Source organism: Mucilaginibacter phenanthrenivorans (genome assembly GCF_024721155.1).
Classification (GTDB): Bacteria; Bacteroidota; Bacteroidia; order Sphingobacteriales; family Sphingobacteriaceae; genus Mucilaginibacter; species Mucilaginibacter phenanthrenivorans.
Genome location: NZ_JAHVAP010000003.1, coordinates 121,342 through 138,208, shown reverse-complemented (window position 1 = coordinate 138,208; position 16,867 = coordinate 121,342). Strand labels below are relative to the sequence as shown.

The following is a 16,867-nucleotide window of genomic DNA, read 5'->3' as shown; positions in this document are numbered from 1 at the left end:
ATCCTATGAATCTTAGTCAAAAAACTGCACATTTGCATATCACTTCCCGATAGCTATCGGGATCGCACATCAACAAAAATGTCACTATCCGATTTCTTTACACCTATCGATCAGAAACAGATCATCCCGGCAAAGGGATACTATACCAGTCAGTTAGGCAGCAAGATAGACTATTACGCAGTTGATTTTCCATTGATGGCCGACAAGACGGACATTGCTATCATAGGCGTGCAGGAGGACAGGAACGCCATCAATAATCCCGGCTGTGCATTAGGGCCTGATTACGTGCGCGAGAAATTATACCGGCTAAATGAGGGTAATTACAATACGAAGATCGTCGACCTCGGCAACATTCGCCAGGGGGCAACAGTAACTGATACTTATGTTGCCCTTAAAACCCTGGTGAGCGAATTAGTAAAAAAAGACATCATCCCTATTATTATAGGCGGCGGGCAGGATCTAACTTATGCGCAATACCTGGCCTACGAAGACTTGGAGCAAAAGGTAGACCTGGTAATCATCGACTCGCACTTCGACCTGGATGAAGATGATGACAGCACATCGGAAAACATTGAAACTACTTCAGAATCTTATCTCAATAAAATATTCCTGCACGAGCCAAATTACCTGTTCAACTACAGCAACCTTGGTTATCAAACATATTTTGCCAGCCAGGATAGCCTGCGTGTAATGGACAAATTATACTTTGATGTGCACCGCCTTGGTGCATTAAGCGGCAATATTGCCGTTGCAGAGCCGGTTATCCGCAATGCCAGCATGATTAGCTTTGATATGGGAGCCATCAGATCATCTGATGCCTGCGGTAATGCCAATGCAACACCAAACGGCTTCTATGGCGAGGAGGCTTGCCAGATAGCGCGCTATGCCGGCTTTAATGATAAGCTGAGCTCCATCGGTTTTTACGAGTTTAACCCGGCGTACGATAATAACGGGCAAACCGCAACCTTGCTGGCCCAGATGATCTGGTATTTTATGGACGGGGTTTATAACCGTAAACGCGATTTTCCGCTCAACCCGAAATCACAATACCTTATTTACAAAACCAGTTTAAGGCACGAGGAGCACGAAGTGGTGTTTGTAAAAAGCAAAAAATCCGACCGTTGGTGGATGCAGGTTCCCTATCCAACAGGCGGCTCAAAGAACGAGCGGTTCCATTTAGTACCCTGTCAATATGACGATTACAAGACCGCTGTATCCGGCGAATTACCCGACCTTTGGTGGCGCACTTATCAAAAATTAATCTGACCGGGATAATTCAAACCATATTTTAACGTTATTGCAGCTTACGCGCTGATAAAACAGATGAAGAAAATATTTCTTTTTATAATAACATTGCTGCCTTTTTTTGCATTGGCACAAACCGAAGAAACCTTTGTAATAAAAGGCAAAGTGGGCAGTTTAAACACCCCTGCCAGAGCTTATTTAATGTACCAACTTGGCGCCAACCGGGTTATCGATTCTGCAATTATAACTGCGGGCGCCTTTGATTTTAGCGGTAAACTTTTCAACCCCTCAGATGCTGTGTTAGTTATAGATCACAAAGGTGTAGGTTTTGAAAAGTTGGACAGTACCGCGGATGTGCTGCATTTTTATATAGATAAGGGCGAGTTTTCATTAACCAGCCCGGATTCTGTTTCAAAGGCGCAGATAACTGGGTCAAAAATAAACGATGACGACAAAAAACTTAAGGCACAGCTGTCGCCTGTAAAAGTAAAAGCGCTGCAACTCGCCGCAGAAAGAAGAGCCGCAACCGGCGCGCTGAATACGCCGCAGGTAAGAAGTGCCCTGCAAGCTAAAGGCAAGGCGTTACAGGCTGAACAAAAGACCATCATCAAAAAATTTATTTTATCAAATCCCGATAGCTATTTAAGCCTGCTGGCGTTGTATTCTGTGGATGGCCCCTCGCCGAATCCTATAGAGCTCGACTCGCTTTACAATACCTTATCCCCTGCTTTAAAAGCTACTGAAACTGCAAGTAACTTCCAGAAGGCACTCGAGCCATTAAAGCATGTTGCCCCGGGCACCATGGCACCTGATTTTACGCAAAACGATGTGAACGGTGTACCGGTAAAACTATCCTCGTTCAGGGGCAAGTATGTTTTGATTGATTTTTGGGCATCATGGTGCGGACCCTGCCGTCAGGAAAACCCTAACGTGGTACGGGTATACAATAAATATAAAGACAAAAACTTTACTATCCTTGGCGTTTCGCTCGACAAAGCCGAGGGCAGGGCCGACTGGCTGGCGGCAATCAAATCAGATGGCTTAACATGGACAGAAGTATCTGACCTTAAATTTTGGAGCAACGCAGCCGCCGGCTTGTATTATGTGTCATCCATCCCGTCAAACTTTTTGATTGACCCAAACGGAAAAATTATCGCCAGGGATTTACGCGGTGATGATTTGGATGAGAAGTTAAAAGAAGTGCTGGGGAAATAGGAAGCGATACCCGAAATCGCAAAATATTAGGCGCCAGCGGTGCCCAATATCGGTAGAAAAAACGTCCCAAGAAGTTAAGCGTGCCAGAGGTACGCAACTTGTATAAGCGAAAGGCTGGCAAAATAGATTTTCCGTCCCCTAATACAATGCAGCGGTGTTACGCACCTACGGCGCGGATTTCCCGTTTATATTCTTCTACCAATATTGGCCCCCGATTGGGGGCAGCGAAGCCATTTTTATGGTAATGTGATTGGTTTTTTCCTCCGCGTATCCGATTTTTGACATTACAATCGCATTAATCATAAATAAAAATTTTTAAGTTTACCTTTCAAACAAAAAAGTAACTGATGAAAAAAATTGTTTTAATGGCGATTGTAAGCTTGCCTGCGCTTGCTTTTGCACAAACCGGTAAATATATCGTGCAAGGCACCATAGGCAATCTGAATGCGCCTGCTAAGATATACCTGCAGTCGCGCCAGGCTGGAAAAGTTCAAACAGATTCGGCTGTGCTGGTGAATGGTAAGTTTCAGTTTAGTGGAAACGCTGCTGCATCGCCTACAATGGCCTATCTTCAGCTAAACCAAAAGGGAACAGGTCCTGGTTACCACGATTACAAAGCCATCTACCTTGAAAACGGTACCATTAACGTAAATAGTAAAGACACCCTTGCCAGTGCAACCGTTGATGGCACAAAAACCAACGTCGAAAATGCAAAATTCGACCTGGCACACAAACCAATTGATGCTGCCTATGCCGCTTTAGAAGCAAAGCAAAAGGCAGCTTCCCCGGAAGAGCAGAAAACAGAAGCATTTGAAAAAGCAAGCCATAAAGCAGAAAAAGAGATTGATGCCCAGGATGCTGCTATAAACAAACAATTCATAAAAGATAATCCTGATTCGTTCATCAGCCTGAACGCATTGGAAAGCTTTGCTTATAGTGCAGACTATGTGGACATCGCTCCGTTATATAACGGCTTAACACCAGCCATTAAAGAATCAGAAGCAGGAAAGAAATTTGGTGAAAGATTACCTAAGCTAAAAGCTGTTGCCCTTGGTGCAGTGGCTCCGGAGTTTGCTGAAGCGGATACTGCGGGTAAAATAGTTAATCTTTCTTCGTTCCGCGGCAAATATGTGCTGATCGATTTTTGGGCATCATGGTGCGGCCCTTGCCGTCATGAAAACCCGAATGTTGTGAAGGCATTTAATCATTATAAAGGCCAGAAGTTTACCATCGTAGGTGTGTCGTTAGACAGGCCGGGAGCAAAAGACAAATGGCTGGCAGCGATTCATAAAGATGGCTTAGCCTGGACTCAATTGTCGGATCTTAAATTCTGGGACAGCAAAACCGCTGGCTTATACGCTGTACGTGGCATCCCACAAAACTTTTTGCTTGATCCGGACGGAAAGATCATCGGTAAAAACCTAAGGGGGGATGATCTTGAAGATAAATTAGCCGAGATTTTCGGGAAGATATAATTCGGAGTCCGAAAGTCGGTAAAGACGGAAAGTCCGGAAGAAAGAGTTTTAGATTCTTTCTTCCGGACTTTTTATTTGAGTGTTTTGCACGGAAAATTTTTTCAGGACGATACGCCTGCAAAGTGTTCCATTTTTGTAAGTGGAACACCCGGAACGCAGTGAAACATGCTCATTATCAGTTATTTCAAATTTAACCCGGTGAGTAGTAAACTTTATTCAGGATTAATCGCTAAAAGTGTAGACTTTAGCCCGATACAACGCGACAAACCGCAGCGTCTTTCGGACTTTACTGACTTCCGGACTTTCCGACTCTCCTACAACAAATCAAACCCAATATCCTTGCGGAAATACATGCCATCGTAATAAATACGGCTGGCATCGGCAGTAGCTTGCTGAAGTGCATCAAACATGTTATCCTGTAAAGAGGTAATGGCCAATACCCGGCCGCCTGATGTTTTTACATCCTCGCCATCCAGGTAGGTACCGGCATGAAACACCTGCGAGTCACGCACGTTTTCCATCCCCGTTATGGTCTTGTCCTTTAAATATTCACCGGGATAACCGCCGGCAACCATAACAACGGTTGCGGCTACCTTATCAGATATAACTAATTCCTTCTCGTCCAGTGTGCCCTCGGCAACGCCCTGCAGCAGATCAACCAGGTCGCTTTCAATGCGCATCATTACGCTTTCGGTTTCCGGATCGCCCATGCGGCAGTTGTATTCAATCATGTATGGGTCGCCGCCGCAGTTCATCAACCCTATAAAAATAAATCCTTTGTAAGGGATGCCTTCTTGTTTTAAACCATTAATAGTTGGGATGATAACGCGCTGCTCAACTTTCTGTAAAAACTCCCCGCTGGCAAAAGGCACCGGCGAAACAGAGCCCATGCCACCGGTATTTAACCCGGTATCGCCCTCGCCAATCCGTTTATAATCTTTGGCTGATGGTAATACCTTGTAGTTATTGCCGTCGCTCAATACAAACACCGAAAGCTCAATCCCCTGCAAAAATTGTTCAACTACCACCTTCGAGCTGGCTTCGCCAAACTTGGCCTCGGTAAGCATTTCTATCAATTCCTGCTGGGCTTCAACAACGCTCATGCAGATCAATACGCCTTTACCAGCTGCAAGTCCATCGGCCTTCAGAACAATGGGCAAACCGATAGTGGCAAGATATTCGAACCCTTCCTGCATGGTTTCGCGGGTAAAGGTTTTTGATGCCGCTGCCGGGATGTCGTTCCGCTCCATAAACTGCTTGGAGAAGTCCTTGCTGCCTTCAAGCTGTGCACCTTCACGCTGCGGACCGATAACAGGTACGCCCCTCAGCAAATCATCCGCCAGGAAAAAATCATGAATGCCCTTTACAAGCGGCTCCTCGGGCCCAACCAAAACAAGGTCGATCTTATTGTTCAAGACCGCCTGTTTGATACCTTCAAAGTCGTTAACCTTAACATTTAAATTAGTGCCATACTGGCCGGTACCGGCATTACCGGGCGCTATAAATAGCTGGGAGCATTTTGGACTTTGAGCTAATTTCCAGGCGAAGGCGCTTTCCCTTCCGCCCGAACCGAGGATCAGGATGTTCATGTGGGCAAAGATATGTAAATGTGCGGATGTGCGGATGAAGAATGTGCGGATGAAAGACAATGCCCGAATATCTGAATTGATTTAATGTTAGAATGATTTTAGATTTTGCCTACCTTAGTAATTGTGGAAAGCAAAACAGGCTTTTCATTTATACATTTAAAGTCATTCGCACATCCGCACATCCATAATTCGCACATCAACTCATGTCCCGCCGATTAGATAAATATGAAAAACTACCCGTGTATCAGAAAGCACAGGAATTATTCGACCTTGCTGAGGTGATTGCCGATGCCTTAAAGGAGGATGAGATGAAGGAGCACCTGGCTACCCAGATGTTCAGCAATGCTGCATTGATCCAGGCCAAGATAGCCGGAGCAGAGGGAGGTGGTTTATACACCCTGCGCATGCAGAATGCTGTTTTGATAAAACTGGCTACACAGGATATGTTCAACGCCATATCGTTTGCATCGATGGTGGAGATCAACGAGGAAGATTATGTAGACCTGATGCGTGATAAGATCGACGAGTTCCGGCTGGTTTTTAACGACTGGGTCCGGGGGTTCGACAAAAGTTACGACATCCCTGATAACTGGGCGATCCGCTTTGATACCAGCACCCCTGAACAGGAAAAACTAGAGGAGCTAATGTTTGATGAGGACCGCTTTTTTAGCGATTTTGATGATGGTGATATAGAGGGAGAGGACGACGATATAGAAGAGGGGGATTAAATGTACGCAGTAACTGCAACTTGTTTAGTTGAATAATGCCTTAACTTATTATGGTTTTTGTACCAAAAAGTTTACCTGTACAGGCTTACAAACATTAGATAAAACCCTACCTTTGCCCCTGCAAAAAACACAAATTCCATGAGTTTCAGAACCGAACACGATACCATGGGCGAGGTACAGGTACCTGCCGATAAATACTGGGGAGCACAAACCGAACGATCACGCAATAACTTCAAAATTGGCCCCGAGGCATCAATGCCAAAGGAAATTATTGCGGCATTTGCCTATCTTAAAAAGGCAGCTGCGTATACCAATACCGATTGCGGCGTATTGCCTGCCGAAAAACGCGACCAGATTGCACAGGTTTGCGACGAGATTCTTAAAGGCGAGTTAGCCGGCGAATTTCCGCTGGTGATCTGGCAAACAGGCTCGGGCACGCAATCAAACATGAACGTGAACGAAGTTATTGCCAACCGCGCACACGTGGTAGCAGGTAACAAATTAGGCGAGGGTAAAACCTTCATCCACCCTAACGATGACGTAAATAAATCGCAATCATCAAACGATACTTACCCAACCGCAATGCACATTGCCGCCTATAAAATGGTTACCGATGTAACCATTCCGGGGATTGAAAAATTGCGCGATACGCTAAAGGTAAAATCAGAAGCTTTTAAAAGCGTGGTTAAAATTGGCCGCACCCACCTGATGGACGCTACGCCGCTTACTTTAGGCCAGGAATTCTCGGGTTATGTATCGCAGTTAGATCATGGATTAAAAGCACTAAGAAATACACTTGACCACTTGTCTGAATTGGCACTTGGCGGTACCGCCGTTGGTACCGGCATCAATACGCCAAAAGGCTATGACGTTAAAGTCGCAGAATATATTGCTCAATTTACAGGTTTGCCATTCCGCACAGCCGAAAATAAATTTGAGGCGCTTGCTGCACACGATGCCATTGTTGAAAGCCATGGCGCTTTAAAACAAATTGCCGTATCATTAATGAAGATTGCCAACGATATCCGCATGCTGGCTTCTGGTCCGCGTTCAGGTATTGGCGAAATTCACATTCCTGATAACGAGCCGGGATCATCAATTATGCCGGGCAAGGTTAACCCAACCCAGAATGAGGCGGTTACCATGGTGGCTGCACAGGTTATGGGTAATGATGTTACCATTTCCATCGGAGGCTCAAACGGGCATTATGAACTGAACGTATTTAAGCCGGTTATGGCAGCTAACTTTTTACAGTCGGCCCGCCTGATTGGGGATGCCTGTACTTCATTTAATGACCATTGCGCAGCAGGCATTGAGCCAAACTACGCCGGCATCAAAAAGCACCTGGAGAACTCATTAATGCTGGTAACAGCGTTAAATCCGCATATCGGTTACGAAAACGCGGCCAAAATAGCTAAGAAGGCGCTGAAAGAAAACCTGTCGCTGCGTGAAGCTGCCCTCGGCCTTGGTTTACTAACCAATGAGCAATTTGACGAGTGGGTTCGCCCGGAAGATATGATTGGCAGCTTAAAATAAGCCTCACCCCAACCCCTCTCCTAAAGGAGAGGGGCTTTAATAGAACTATGCAAAAGCCCTTTCGCCTTTCCCCTTTTACCTTTTGCCTAATTGCCTTTGGCTTTCTGCTTTTAGCTTTCTGCTCCGCCTGCAGTTTCAACCCCGACAAACAAACAGTCGGTCAAGTCTACCTGCAGGGCGAGTGGCAGCAAGACTCATTGCCGGCGCAAAAGCAATTGCTCAGCTATTCATCCTATCATTTTAAATTTACCTGCGATTCATTCTTTGTGGCGATTAAATCCTACAGTAAAATAAACACTGGAGCCGATTCCTGCATGAGCTCCGGCCATTGGACGGAATATTGCCGTGGCACTTATGAACAACGGCACGACACGCTGCACATGAAGGGCTTGTTTTGCAATGCCGATATGAGCCTTAAGGATGATAAGGGCTGTTTCCGTTCAGGCGACTATGAAGAGTATTTCAAAATCACCAAAAAAACGGATTCACTTATCCAATTTGCAGGCATCTCCAGCGTTATCCCTATTAATGCGCGCTTAATAAAACGAACATCTTGTATTCCAAAACCCTTATAGAAAACATTTTGCAATGAAAACAACATTTTTAAAGAAGCTGGCAATAGGTATCGCCATTATTTATGCGCCGGTACAGTCAATGGCCTGGGGAACCCAGGGACACCGTATTTGCGGCCAGATTGCCGAAAGCTATTTAACCCCGCAGGCCCGCAAAGCCATTAAGGAAATTTTAGGTAACGAGTCGATAGCAATGGCCAGCAACTGGGCTGATTTTATAAAATCAGATCCCGATTACAGTTATCTGTCTTCATGGCATTATATCGATTTTGACAAGGCCTACACCCTGCCCGAAATGCAGGATTTTTTGGCGAAGGATACTAAAGTTGATGCTTACACCAAACTGAACTTCCTGATTGGTGAGCTGAAAAAGAAGGACATCAGCAAACAGAACAAATTGCTTTACCTGCGGATGCTGATCCATATCATCGAGGATGTTCACCAACCAATGCACACTGCCCACACTGATGACAAAGGCGGAAATGATTTTAAAGTAAACTGGTTTAATACGCCAACAAACCTGCATTCTGTTTGGGATTCGCAGCTGATAGATTTTCAGCAATTGAGCTATACCGAGTACGCTTCAAACATTAATCACACCACCCTTGAGGAACGCCGGGAATGGCAAAAAGCGCCGATAAGCCAGTGGCTTTATGAATCGAACCAGATTGCTGAAAAGATATACACCGAAATAAAACCGGGTGATACCCTGAATTATAAATACAATTTTACCCATCTTGAAACCCTTAACCAGCAATTGCTGAAGGCTGGGGTTAGGTTAGCAGGGGTGTTGAATCAATTGTTTAGTTAGTAAAAGTTGTAAGGGTTGTAAATGTTGTTGTAGAGGTTGAAAGCTCTTTCAACAACATTTACAACCCTTACAACAACTACAACCTTTACAACCCCAAACAATGAAACTACTAATGGTATGCCTCGGCAATATCTGCCGGTCGCCGCTGGCGCATGGGATAATGGAGCATTTGGCTAAAGAGCAAGGCCTCGACTGGGAGGTTGATTCTGCAGGCACAGGTAACTGGCACGTGGGGGAAGGCCCGGACCGCCGGTCAGTGCGCACCGCCCGTAACCATGGCATCGACATCAGTGACCAAATCTGTCGTTTGTTCCGCATCAGCGATTTTGACGAATACGACCACATTTTTGTTATGGATAAAAGCAACCTGAGCGATATCCTTGCCCTTGCCCGTAACGACGAAGACCGGAAAAAAGTAAGGCTATTATTGGGCGATAACATTGTCCCCGATCCGTATTATGACGATGCGCAATTTGAACCCGTTTTTTTGATGGTTGAGAAGGGGTGTAAAGAGATAATTAAGGCGTTAAGTTGATGCTCTTCGCGTTTTAAATACAGCATCAAAAAGAAACAAAAGGAGGCTGTCATGCTGAGGCACTCGAAGCATGCGGGCAAAGGCCTCTGCTCCATACTTAGCAAGCGGAAGGGCCACTGCGCTCATCCTTCGAGTGCCTCAGGATGACACCCCGTTGGAGTGAAGGTTTCTTAAGTTTTACTTATCCAAAAACCACAAAACCAACTTCATTAACGAAACCCGCTTATTGGTAAAGGGGTGATCGGTTTTCCAAACCTGGTAATCAAAGTAGGCTTTGTTATGCGATTTTATATCTTCAGCAAGCACTTTATTGGCATTCATTTCATCCAGCATAATCACTTGCTTTTTTGATAAAGCTGCAGCGCTGTTGTGCAGGTTAAAATAACCAGGATCAGCAATAACCGGGTTATAAATTTCAGCGGTGCTGGCGTTTAATACAAAGTAGTTCCCGTTTGCCTGTTCTATTCGTTTTTCAAAATCCTTGCCCTTAAACCTTTGTACATCTGCATAAATATCCCATGCCGAAAGCGCAAATCCTTTTTTAACGCCCGGTAGGTAAGTAAGCGCCTTTAAACATACAAAACCACCCATGCTATGGCCAAACAGCGTAATGTTTGCGGTGTCAATCTTAAACTTTGCTGCATTTGTTTTGCACCAGGCAACTGCATTCACCACATCTTCCACACAGTTTTTGAAGCTGAATTTTCCCTGGCTTCCCCACGACCCGCGGTAATCAAAATAAATAACATTCCACCCATGCGACCGCACTACCTGTGCCAAATCAAGGTTCCGCTCGTTACCCGGGTAACCATGCAGCATTAAAAGCGTTGGATGTTTGCCCGCACCATTGGCAGTCAGGATAAAGCCCTGCAATAAACTACCGCCTGATGGGATATTAAGCTCTGCAAAGGATGCCGGCGATTTAGGATCCCATTGCAAATCCTTTATTACCAAACTATCGTTTGTTGACTGTGCGAATAAACGGCATGTAAAAAACACCGAGAACGTAAAAAGCAGCAGGGATTTCTTCATTTTGTGAATGGAGTTGAGACAACTAATATAAGGGTTTTATATAGAGAGAGCCTCGTTCAATTCAAACAAAATCGAATCAAAATCAACGAAATCATTCCATCACAAAAAATCAGCGGTCCTGAAATACGCCAGCTCCTCACCACCCCTTACGTAATTTGCCGCCCTTTTTAAACCTGCCTTTTCAAGCACCTTTTGGGAAGGGATATTGTCAAGATCAGTTACGGCAACAAACGTGGTACCGGGCTTTAAGGTTAGCATATGTACCAATAGCGCCTGCGCCATTTCAGAAGCAGCGCCCTGCCCCCAATAGTCATAATGCAGCACATAGCCCAACTCAATATCCTCGCTGCCATCATCAAACGGACGAAGCAAGCAAAGACCTATAAAATCACCATTCGCCTTATCGAAAATACCCCATCTGCCGGTAACTGTTCCGCTATCTGCCAGGTTTTCTCTAAATACGGCAATCAGATCTTGTTGGGTGCGAAAGGGCAGGTATTTCATCACCCGCCTGTCATCAAAAAGTTTAAGGTATATTTCTTCTTCTTCGGCCTTAAACAGGCGGATTATAAAGCGCGGCGTTTCAGTCAGGATGTTCATTGTTCAAATCTACTCAACAAAACCTTCTATTTTATCTTCACAGATCATGATAATATAACATTTTCAACTACTACAACATTTTCAACTACTACAACTTTTCAACTATAAAAAGTACCTTTGCCCTCTATGGCATCCATCAAACCATCTGTACCAAAAGGCACCCGCGATTTTTCACCCACCGAAATGGTGAAGCGTAATTTTATTTTCGATACCATTAAAAGCGTGTTCCGCAAATATGGCTACCAGCAGATAGAAACACCGACGATGGAGAAGATGTCGACCTTAACCGGAAAGTATGGTGAGGAAGGCGATAAGCTGATCTTCAAGATCCTGAACAATGGCGATTTTTTAGCTGATGCCGGAATCAACGAGGCGAACGTAGAAATGGACAGTAAAAAGCTTTCGTTCCTGATTGCAGAAAAAGCCCTTCGCTACGATCTCACAGTTCCTTTCGCCCGTTACGTAGTGCAGCACCAAAACGAGATCACCTTCCCCTTTAAACGATTCCAGGTGCAACCGGTTTGGCGCGCCGACAGGCCGCAAAAGGGTCGCTACCGCGAGTTTTACCAGTGTGATGCCGATGTGGTTGGGTCCGATTCTTTACTAAATGAGGCTGAATTTATATTGATCTATGACGAGGCCCTAAGCAAGCTTGGCTTAAAAGATTTTACCATAAAATTAAATAATAGAAAAATACTATCAGGAATAGCCGAACTTATAGATAAAGCTGATAACATCATTGATTTAACCGTAGCGATAGATAAACTGGATAAAATTGGCCTTGATGGTGTCATCAAAGAGCTGATGGATCGCGGTTTTTCTGCTGATGATATCGAAAAGATAAAACCGGTTATTTTACTGGAGGGATCGAACATTGAAAAACTGGCAAGCCTGCGCACTGCACTTGCAAGTTCCCCAACGGGATTAAAGGGTTGTGACGAAATTGAAACTGTATTTAATTACATCGCCAATTGCCAGCTAATAACTGCCACCTTAGAATTAGATATTACCCTGGCCCGCGGCTTAAACTACTACACCGGTGCTATCTTCGAGGTAAAAACCAACGAGGTGGCCATGGGCAGCATAGGCGGCGGCGGCAGGTATGATGACCTGACCGGCATGTTCGGACTAAAAGGACTAACCGGCGTAGGGATTTCCTTTGGAGCAGATCGCATTTATGATGTGATGGATGAGCTTAACCTGTTCCCCACAACATCAAATCAAACAACCCAATTGCTCATCTGCTGCTTTGATAAGGAGGGCGAGGCATTTGCCTTACCAATCCTCCAAAAGCTGCGCAGCCAAAATGTAAATGCGGAGCTGTATCCGGCAGGCGCCAAGCTGAAAAAGCAATTGGATTATGCCAACAGTAAACACATCCCGTTCACCATCATCATCGGCAGCGATGAGATAGAAAGCGGCCTGTTAACCATTAAAAATATGGCGAGCGGTCTGCAGGAAAAATGCAGTGCAGCGCAAATTTTGGAGGTGATAAACAAATAGGTTAACTGCATTTAGTTGGCGATACTCCAAATTTCTTCTTAAACGCGGAGCTAAAATGCTGCACCGAACTGTAGCCCAATTCAAAGGCAATTTCGCTGACAGGTTTTTTATGTTCCAGCAGGTCGGTTTTGGCAAGTTCAAGGCGCGTGTCAGCAAGGTATCCAAATACGGTATTGCCAAACATTTCCTTAAAGCCCCGTTTCAGCTTGTATTCGTTTATCCCTGCGGCGCGGGCAAGATCGACAAGGCTGGGCGGCATGTCCAGGCGCTGGATCAAATATTCGCGGGCATAAATAATTCGTTCTTTATCATACTCTGTTTTCAGGTAATTGCCGGGCCGGGCTTGCAAATTATTATAAGCTTCGGCCTGTAATACCAATAGCTCGATAGACTTGGAGTGCAGGAACATCTTTTTCAATTCGTCCTGGTAGTTGCAGGATACAATAGCGTTTATTGCGTTTAGCATATTGATATCCATATACAAGCTATCATCGCTTAATGACACGTTTTTACCTGCTATCACATTCACTCCAAAACGCTTCAACACATCATTTGCTTCCGCTGTAAGCCGCTGAAATGCATCGGTGTTAAACTGGATCGTGAACGTTTCCATGTACAACTCATCATTTGTAAGAGTGCCTTCGCATGTTTGTGAATAGAACAGGTTGTGCTGATATTTACCGAGCTCAAAAGGCTTACCGGTAGCTTTATTTTCGATTGTTGTTTTGCCCCGCATATTAAAACAAAGGGTTACCACATCAAGATCGCCCTTCCATGCCAACTCCAGGCGTTCCTTATAGTGCCAATTTTGGTGTACCATCCTGATGCCATTAAAGATCCATTCCCTCAAACGGCATTCGGCCCCGGGTAAATTAAATTGTACGGTATTTTCAATCAGCTTATCACTCTTAAAATCGGCTGCCGACAAGTCATCGGCGTGCAGTACCCGGTCATCAGCTGTGTTTTTTATTTCAAAGGGCATTGCTCCGTATTTTATAACTATTGCTCCGTTTGATGTAACTTGTGAAGGCACATCTGTTAACACCTTTGTATTAATAATTAAACGCCCGATATACCTGTTCGTTACAACAGGGGGTAAATTTTAAAATGAACTTTAAAAAACTACGACAAATGATTGAAATAAAGGGAAGCGGAAACATCGTTTCCGCAGAGAGAAGTGTAAGCTCTTTTATTCGCCTGCATACGAGCATTGGCGGAACTGTTGAATTGATCCAGGCCGACGAGGAGAAGGTAATTGTTGAAACCGATGAAAATTTGCAGGAATATTTCGAGGTAACTAACTCCGGGCGTACTTTATATATTACCGCCGAAGGAAAATGGCGTACACCGGCATTTAGTTCACTTAACATTAAGGTATACTATCGCCAGCTATATAATTTATACAATGCCAGCACAAAGGGAACATTAATATGCGGCAACCCGCTTAGATCTGCCGAACCTGTTGAGGTGAAGATCTACAGCGACAAAAGCAGCAGCAAGCTGAATATAAACGCGCCTGCTATAAAGCTAATAACCGCTTGCGTTGGCGATGTGGAAATTGAGGGCTCGTGCAATATCCTGGAGATAAACGCCAAATCGCAGGGAAATCTTTACGCCCGCAATATGATAGCAAAAAATGTAAGCCTTAAGAATTATTCTGCCGGAGATTTGGAGATACATGCGGATGAATCACTTACCATAAGTAACTATGGCGATGGCAGTATCAGCTATTGGGGTGACGGCATACTTAAGGACATTAAGCAATACGGTAGTGGTGAAGTAAAGCATAAAAGAGATTAAATTGAAGAAAACATGAACTGGTATACAGCAAAAATTATATTCAGAATAATAAGCGGCGACGGCAATCATTGCGCACAATTTGATGAACAATTAAGGTTAATTGAAGCTGATTGCGAAGCCTCGGCCATAACAAAGGCTAATAGCATTGGCGTAGCTGCACAGGATAGCTTTTTAAACGCAAAAAAGGAAACCGTTCGCTGGGAATTTATCGCTGTAACTGAAGTAAACGGGATTGCTGATTTGGCTGATGGGAATGAAGTTTATTACAGGCTTTATGAAACCCCGGAACCGGAAGTATACATCGCCATGGCAAGGAATAAATCTGCACTACTGGGTTGTTCTGCATAAAAGTGTGCCAAAATGCAGCCAGGAGAGTTCTATCTTGAATAAATCAATCTATACGCCATGCATCTCATGGGTATAGATTGATTCATATTCTGACGGAAGCCGGAATGAGGTTATTAAATTTAAACTGCGCTCAATGTATTTTTAGCATACTCGCGGCATTTAATAACTTCCTTTACTGCATCTGAACCCGCCGGGATATCATATTCCAGTTCGATAGTGGCAGGGAACTTAAATTTCCTTTTCTTCATTAATGCCAGCACCTCTTTTATCGGTGTGTCGCCTTGTCCCCATGGCATGTTAACCCCGTCGTGATATTTGCGGTCCTTAATGTGCATGCTTACAATGCGGTCGCTGTTTTTAGTGATAAAGTCGATCGGGCTGGTGCTGGTACCTGCCACATAGTGCCCGATATCAAGATTAATAGCGTTATATTCTGATTGCCCTAAAGCTACGTTCCATAATTCAGGGGTAGCCTGTGTATGTGCATGATAGCCCACATAAATTTTATGCTCTGTTGCTTTGTCGCCCAGGCGTTGCGTTTGCTCCTGGTCGTCGGGCAGCTCAACGGTTACGTGCGTACAGCCAAGCGCCTTGGCGGCATTAAAGGCATAGTTAATTTCCGCATCGGTATTTTTTGAACCCAGCGCATCGGGCTTCCATGCGTAAATTTTAACGCCGGCATCATTGTACATTTTGCGTAACTCAACAAATTTATCCATCGACGCATTCATGCGCCAGTCCGCAATTTTGGTGGCATAGTCGGCACCGCTTTCCCATTTTGGCGCACCGGCATAAGCCTCTGCGGCATCGCCCATAAGTTCAATGGCATTAATGTTACAGGCTTTGCAATATTGAAGCAGTTGTTCGGCACTGCCCGGCATACTCCTGAACGAATAGGTAATTACACCTATTTGCACACCGTTTATCATTGAATTGGGTTTATCGTCGGCAAGTATTGAACTTGCGAACGAAGCTTTTGAAGCCAGGGCCATACCTGCAGCTGCAAGTATCCCGGTACCGATGAACCGGCGCCTGGAAACGTTTTGTTCTTCCATGATGATTAATAACTTAGGTTATGAAAAAAATTGGTTTGATATAATTGGTAATCAAATGTAATGTATTTATTACCATACAGCAAAATATACCGGGGTAACGATTGCATGTTAGTGACGCCCTGGAATATTAAATAGTTACAGCGAAAAAATATAATTTCTTAGGAAATGTATCGAAAGTCAAAATCAAACCGAATAAACTTTCATAATATTTTGAAAGTTCGATAACATTATTACCTTTGTACTATGGAATTACCAGAGGCGCGGCAAAAATTTATCGAGGCATGGGGCAAGTTAGGCTCGGAATGGGGCATCAACCGCACTATGGCGCAGGTACACGCATTGTTGCTGCTTACCCCGGATGCCCTGACTACCGAAGAGATAATGGAGCAGCTCAGCATTTCGCGCGGGAACGCCAACATGACCCTCCGCGACCTGATTGGCTGGGGCCTGATTGAAAAGCAGCACCGCCCGGGCGAACGCAAGGAATATTTTTATGCCGATAAGGATGTTTGGAACATTGCCCGCCAGGTAGCGAAGGAGCGCCGTAAGCGCGAACTTGACCCGGTGATTAAGATTCTTGACGAATTATCGAAGGTAAAGGGCGAAGCCAAGGACCCTGCATTTAAAACTTTTAATAAAACAGTTACCGATATCAACAAATTGGCAAAGAACGTAGATAAAACATTTGAAACCATGATCAAAGCCGACGAAAGCTGGTTTTGGGGATCAATTTTGAAGATCTTCAAATAGATGTTTTTACACCATCCGAATAAATAGCATTATTTATATATTTGCACCCTGAATACCAAATTCCCTTATGGTG

General features: G+C 44.5%; 17 protein-coding genes. 12 read left to right on the top strand and 5 right to left on the bottom strand.

Annotated features, from left to right (window positions below; all coding sequences use genetic code 11):
• The first annotated feature begins 78 nt into the window (after nt 1-78).
• The 3 genes from KXD93_RS07175 (at nt 79) to KXD93_RS07165 (ending at nt 3,935) form a co-directional block, all read left to right on the top strand.
• The gene (locus KXD93_RS07175) at nt 79-1,266 is read left to right on the top strand and encodes a formimidoylglutamase (RefSeq protein WP_258136288.1); all 1,188 of its coding nucleotides are present in this window, start codon (nt 79-81) and stop codon (nt 1,264-1,266) included.
• 57 nt (nt 1,267-1,323) lie between these two features.
• The gene (locus tag KXD93_RS07170; RefSeq protein WP_258136287.1) at nt 1,324-2,460 is read left to right on the top strand and encodes a TlpA disulfide reductase family protein; all 1,137 of its coding nucleotides are present in this window, start codon (nt 1,324-1,326) and stop codon (nt 2,458-2,460) included.
• A gap of 347 nt (nt 2,461-2,807) precedes the next feature.
• Nucleotides 2,808-3,935, top strand: coding sequence for a TlpA disulfide reductase family protein (locus tag KXD93_RS07165; protein WP_258136286.1), 1,128 nt, complete (start codon nt 2,808-2,810; stop codon nt 3,933-3,935).
• Between the two features lie 314 nt (nt 3,936-4,249).
• Here KXD93_RS07165 and purD read toward each other — a convergent pair whose 3' ends face one another.
• Nucleotides 4,250-5,524 (bottom strand): phosphoribosylamine--glycine ligase, encoded by a 1,275-nt coding sequence (purD, locus tag KXD93_RS07160; protein WP_258136284.1) that lies wholly within the window; start codon nt 5,522-5,524, stop codon nt 4,250-4,252.
• 203 nt (nt 5,525-5,727) lie between these two features.
• Here purD and KXD93_RS07155 point away from each other — a divergent pair, with 203 nt between their 5' ends.
• The 5 genes from KXD93_RS07155 to KXD93_RS07135 all read left to right on the top strand — a co-directional run bounded on the left by KXD93_RS07155 (nt 5,728) and on the right by KXD93_RS07135 (nt 9,706).
• Nucleotides 5,728-6,252, top strand: coding sequence for a hypothetical protein (locus KXD93_RS07155; protein WP_258136283.1), 525 nt, complete (start codon nt 5,728-5,730; stop codon nt 6,250-6,252).
• Nucleotides 6,253-6,390: 138 nt separating this feature from the next.
• On the top strand, nt 6,391-7,788 hold the full coding sequence (gene fumC / locus KXD93_RS07150; protein WP_258136282.1) for a class II fumarate hydratase: 1,398 nt from the start codon (nt 6,391-6,393) through the stop codon (nt 7,786-7,788).
• A gap of 47 nt (nt 7,789-7,835) precedes the next feature.
• Nucleotides 7,836-8,363 carry a fumarate hydratase gene (locus tag KXD93_RS07145; RefSeq protein WP_258136280.1) on the top strand — a complete coding sequence of 176 codons (528 nt, stop codon included), beginning with the start codon at nt 7,836-7,838 and terminating at the stop codon, nt 8,361-8,363.
• A 13-nt stretch (nt 8,364-8,376) separates the two neighbouring features.
• On the top strand, nt 8,377-9,171 hold the full coding sequence (locus tag KXD93_RS07140) for a S1/P1 nuclease (RefSeq protein WP_258136279.1): 795 nt from the start codon (nt 8,377-8,379) through the stop codon (nt 9,169-9,171).
• Between the two features lie 100 nt (nt 9,172-9,271).
• Nucleotides 9,272-9,706 carry a low molecular weight protein-tyrosine-phosphatase gene (locus KXD93_RS07135; RefSeq protein WP_258136278.1) on the top strand — a complete coding sequence of 145 codons (435 nt, stop codon included), beginning with the start codon at nt 9,272-9,274 and terminating at the stop codon, nt 9,704-9,706.
• A 177-nt stretch (nt 9,707-9,883) separates the two neighbouring features.
• On the opposite strand, the gene KXD93_RS07130 is transcribed toward KXD93_RS07135, so the two are convergent.
• Both KXD93_RS07130 and KXD93_RS07125 read right to left on the bottom strand, forming a co-directional pair.
• Nucleotides 9,884-10,738 carry an alpha/beta hydrolase family protein gene (locus KXD93_RS07130; protein WP_258136277.1) on the bottom strand — a complete coding sequence of 285 codons (855 nt, stop codon included), beginning with the start codon at nt 10,736-10,738 and terminating at the stop codon, nt 9,884-9,886.
• Between the two features lie 99 nt (nt 10,739-10,837).
• Entirely contained in the window at nt 10,838-11,338 is a 501-nt protein-coding gene (locus KXD93_RS07125; RefSeq protein ID WP_258136275.1) for a GNAT family N-acetyltransferase, read from the bottom strand.
• A gap of 126 nt (nt 11,339-11,464) precedes the next feature.
• Between KXD93_RS07125 and hisS the strand changes: the two genes are divergently transcribed.
• On the top strand, nt 11,465-12,841 hold the full coding sequence (hisS, locus tag KXD93_RS07120) for a histidine--tRNA ligase (RefSeq protein ID WP_258136274.1): 1,377 nt from the start codon (nt 11,465-11,467) through the stop codon (nt 12,839-12,841).
• Nucleotide 12,842: 1 nt separating this feature from the next.
• Here hisS and KXD93_RS07115 read toward each other — a convergent pair whose 3' ends face one another.
• Nucleotides 12,843-13,823, bottom strand: a complete 981-nt coding sequence (locus KXD93_RS07115) for a helix-turn-helix transcriptional regulator (protein WP_258136273.1) — start codon at nt 13,821-13,823, stop codon at nt 12,843-12,845.
• A gap of 125 nt (nt 13,824-13,948) precedes the next feature.
• On the opposite strand from KXD93_RS07115, the gene KXD93_RS07110 reads away from it, so the two are divergent.
• Both KXD93_RS07110 and KXD93_RS07105 read left to right on the top strand, forming a co-directional pair.
• Entirely contained in the window at nt 13,949-14,641 is a 693-nt protein-coding gene (locus KXD93_RS07110; protein ID WP_258136272.1) for a head GIN domain-containing protein, read from the top strand.
• Nucleotides 14,642-14,653: 12 nt separating this feature from the next.
• Nucleotides 14,654-14,989: a DUF4288 domain-containing protein gene (locus tag KXD93_RS07105; RefSeq protein ID WP_258136271.1), complete on the top strand. Its 336-nt coding sequence runs from the start codon at nt 14,654-14,656 to the stop codon at nt 14,987-14,989.
• A 119-nt stretch (nt 14,990-15,108) separates the two neighbouring features.
• On the opposite strand, the gene KXD93_RS07100 is transcribed toward KXD93_RS07105, so the two are convergent.
• Complete coding sequence (locus tag KXD93_RS07100; RefSeq protein WP_258136270.1) at nt 15,109-16,044, bottom strand: sugar phosphate isomerase/epimerase family protein; 936 nt, start codon at nt 16,042-16,044, stop codon at nt 15,109-15,111.
• Nucleotides 16,045-16,287: 243 nt separating this feature from the next.
• Between KXD93_RS07100 and KXD93_RS07095 the strand changes: the two genes are divergently transcribed.
• Nucleotides 16,288-16,794 (top strand): GbsR/MarR family transcriptional regulator, encoded by a 507-nt coding sequence (locus KXD93_RS07095; RefSeq protein ID WP_258136269.1) that lies wholly within the window; start codon nt 16,288-16,290, stop codon nt 16,792-16,794.
• Nucleotides 16,795-16,867: the final 73 nt, after the last annotated feature.

What these genes read in the sequence shown, in the direction of transcription:
- KXD93_RS07130 (WP_258136277.1), bottom strand. Translation starts at nt 10,738, where the DNA reads ATGAAGAAATCCCTGCTGCTTTTTACGTTCTCGGTGTTTTTTACATGC.
- purD (WP_258136284.1), bottom strand. Translation starts at nt 5,524, where the DNA reads ATGAACATCCTGATCCTCGGTTCGGGCGGAAGGGAAAGCGCCTTCGCC.
- KXD93_RS07165 (WP_258136286.1), top strand. Translation starts at nt 2,808, where the DNA reads ATGAAAAAAATTGTTTTAATGGCGATTGTAAGCTTGCCTGCGCTTGCT.
- KXD93_RS07125 (WP_258136275.1), bottom strand. Translation starts at nt 11,338, where the DNA reads ATGAACATCCTGACTGAAACGCCGCGCTTTATAATCCGCCTGTTTAAG.
- KXD93_RS07115 (WP_258136273.1), bottom strand. Translation starts at nt 13,823, where the DNA reads ATGCCCTTTGAAATAAAAAACACAGCTGATGACCGGGTACTGCACGCC.
- KXD93_RS07095 (WP_258136269.1), top strand. Translation starts at nt 16,288, where the DNA reads ATGGAATTACCAGAGGCGCGGCAAAAATTTATCGAGGCATGGGGCAAG.
- KXD93_RS07100 (WP_258136270.1), bottom strand. Translation starts at nt 16,044, where the DNA reads ATGGAAGAACAAAACGTTTCCAGGCGCCGGTTCATCGGTACCGGGATA.
- KXD93_RS07140 (WP_258136279.1), top strand. Translation starts at nt 8,377, where the DNA reads ATGAAAACAACATTTTTAAAGAAGCTGGCAATAGGTATCGCCATTATT.
- KXD93_RS07175 (WP_258136288.1), top strand. Translation starts at nt 79, where the DNA reads ATGTCACTATCCGATTTCTTTACACCTATCGATCAGAAACAGATCATC.
- KXD93_RS07110 (WP_258136272.1), top strand. Translation starts at nt 13,949, where the DNA reads ATGAACTTTAAAAAACTACGACAAATGATTGAAATAAAGGGAAGCGGA.
- KXD93_RS07145 (WP_258136280.1), top strand. Translation starts at nt 7,836, where the DNA reads ATGCAAAAGCCCTTTCGCCTTTCCCCTTTTACCTTTTGCCTAATTGCC.
- KXD93_RS07105 (WP_258136271.1), top strand. Translation starts at nt 14,654, where the DNA reads ATGAACTGGTATACAGCAAAAATTATATTCAGAATAATAAGCGGCGAC.
- KXD93_RS07155 (WP_258136283.1), top strand. Translation starts at nt 5,728, where the DNA reads ATGTCCCGCCGATTAGATAAATATGAAAAACTACCCGTGTATCAGAAA.
- KXD93_RS07135 (WP_258136278.1), top strand. Translation starts at nt 9,272, where the DNA reads ATGAAACTACTAATGGTATGCCTCGGCAATATCTGCCGGTCGCCGCTG.
- hisS (WP_258136274.1), top strand. Translation starts at nt 11,465, where the DNA reads ATGGCATCCATCAAACCATCTGTACCAAAAGGCACCCGCGATTTTTCA.
- KXD93_RS07170 (WP_258136287.1), top strand. Translation starts at nt 1,324, where the DNA reads ATGAAGAAAATATTTCTTTTTATAATAACATTGCTGCCTTTTTTTGCA.
- fumC (WP_258136282.1), top strand. Translation starts at nt 6,391, where the DNA reads ATGAGTTTCAGAACCGAACACGATACCATGGGCGAGGTACAGGTACCT.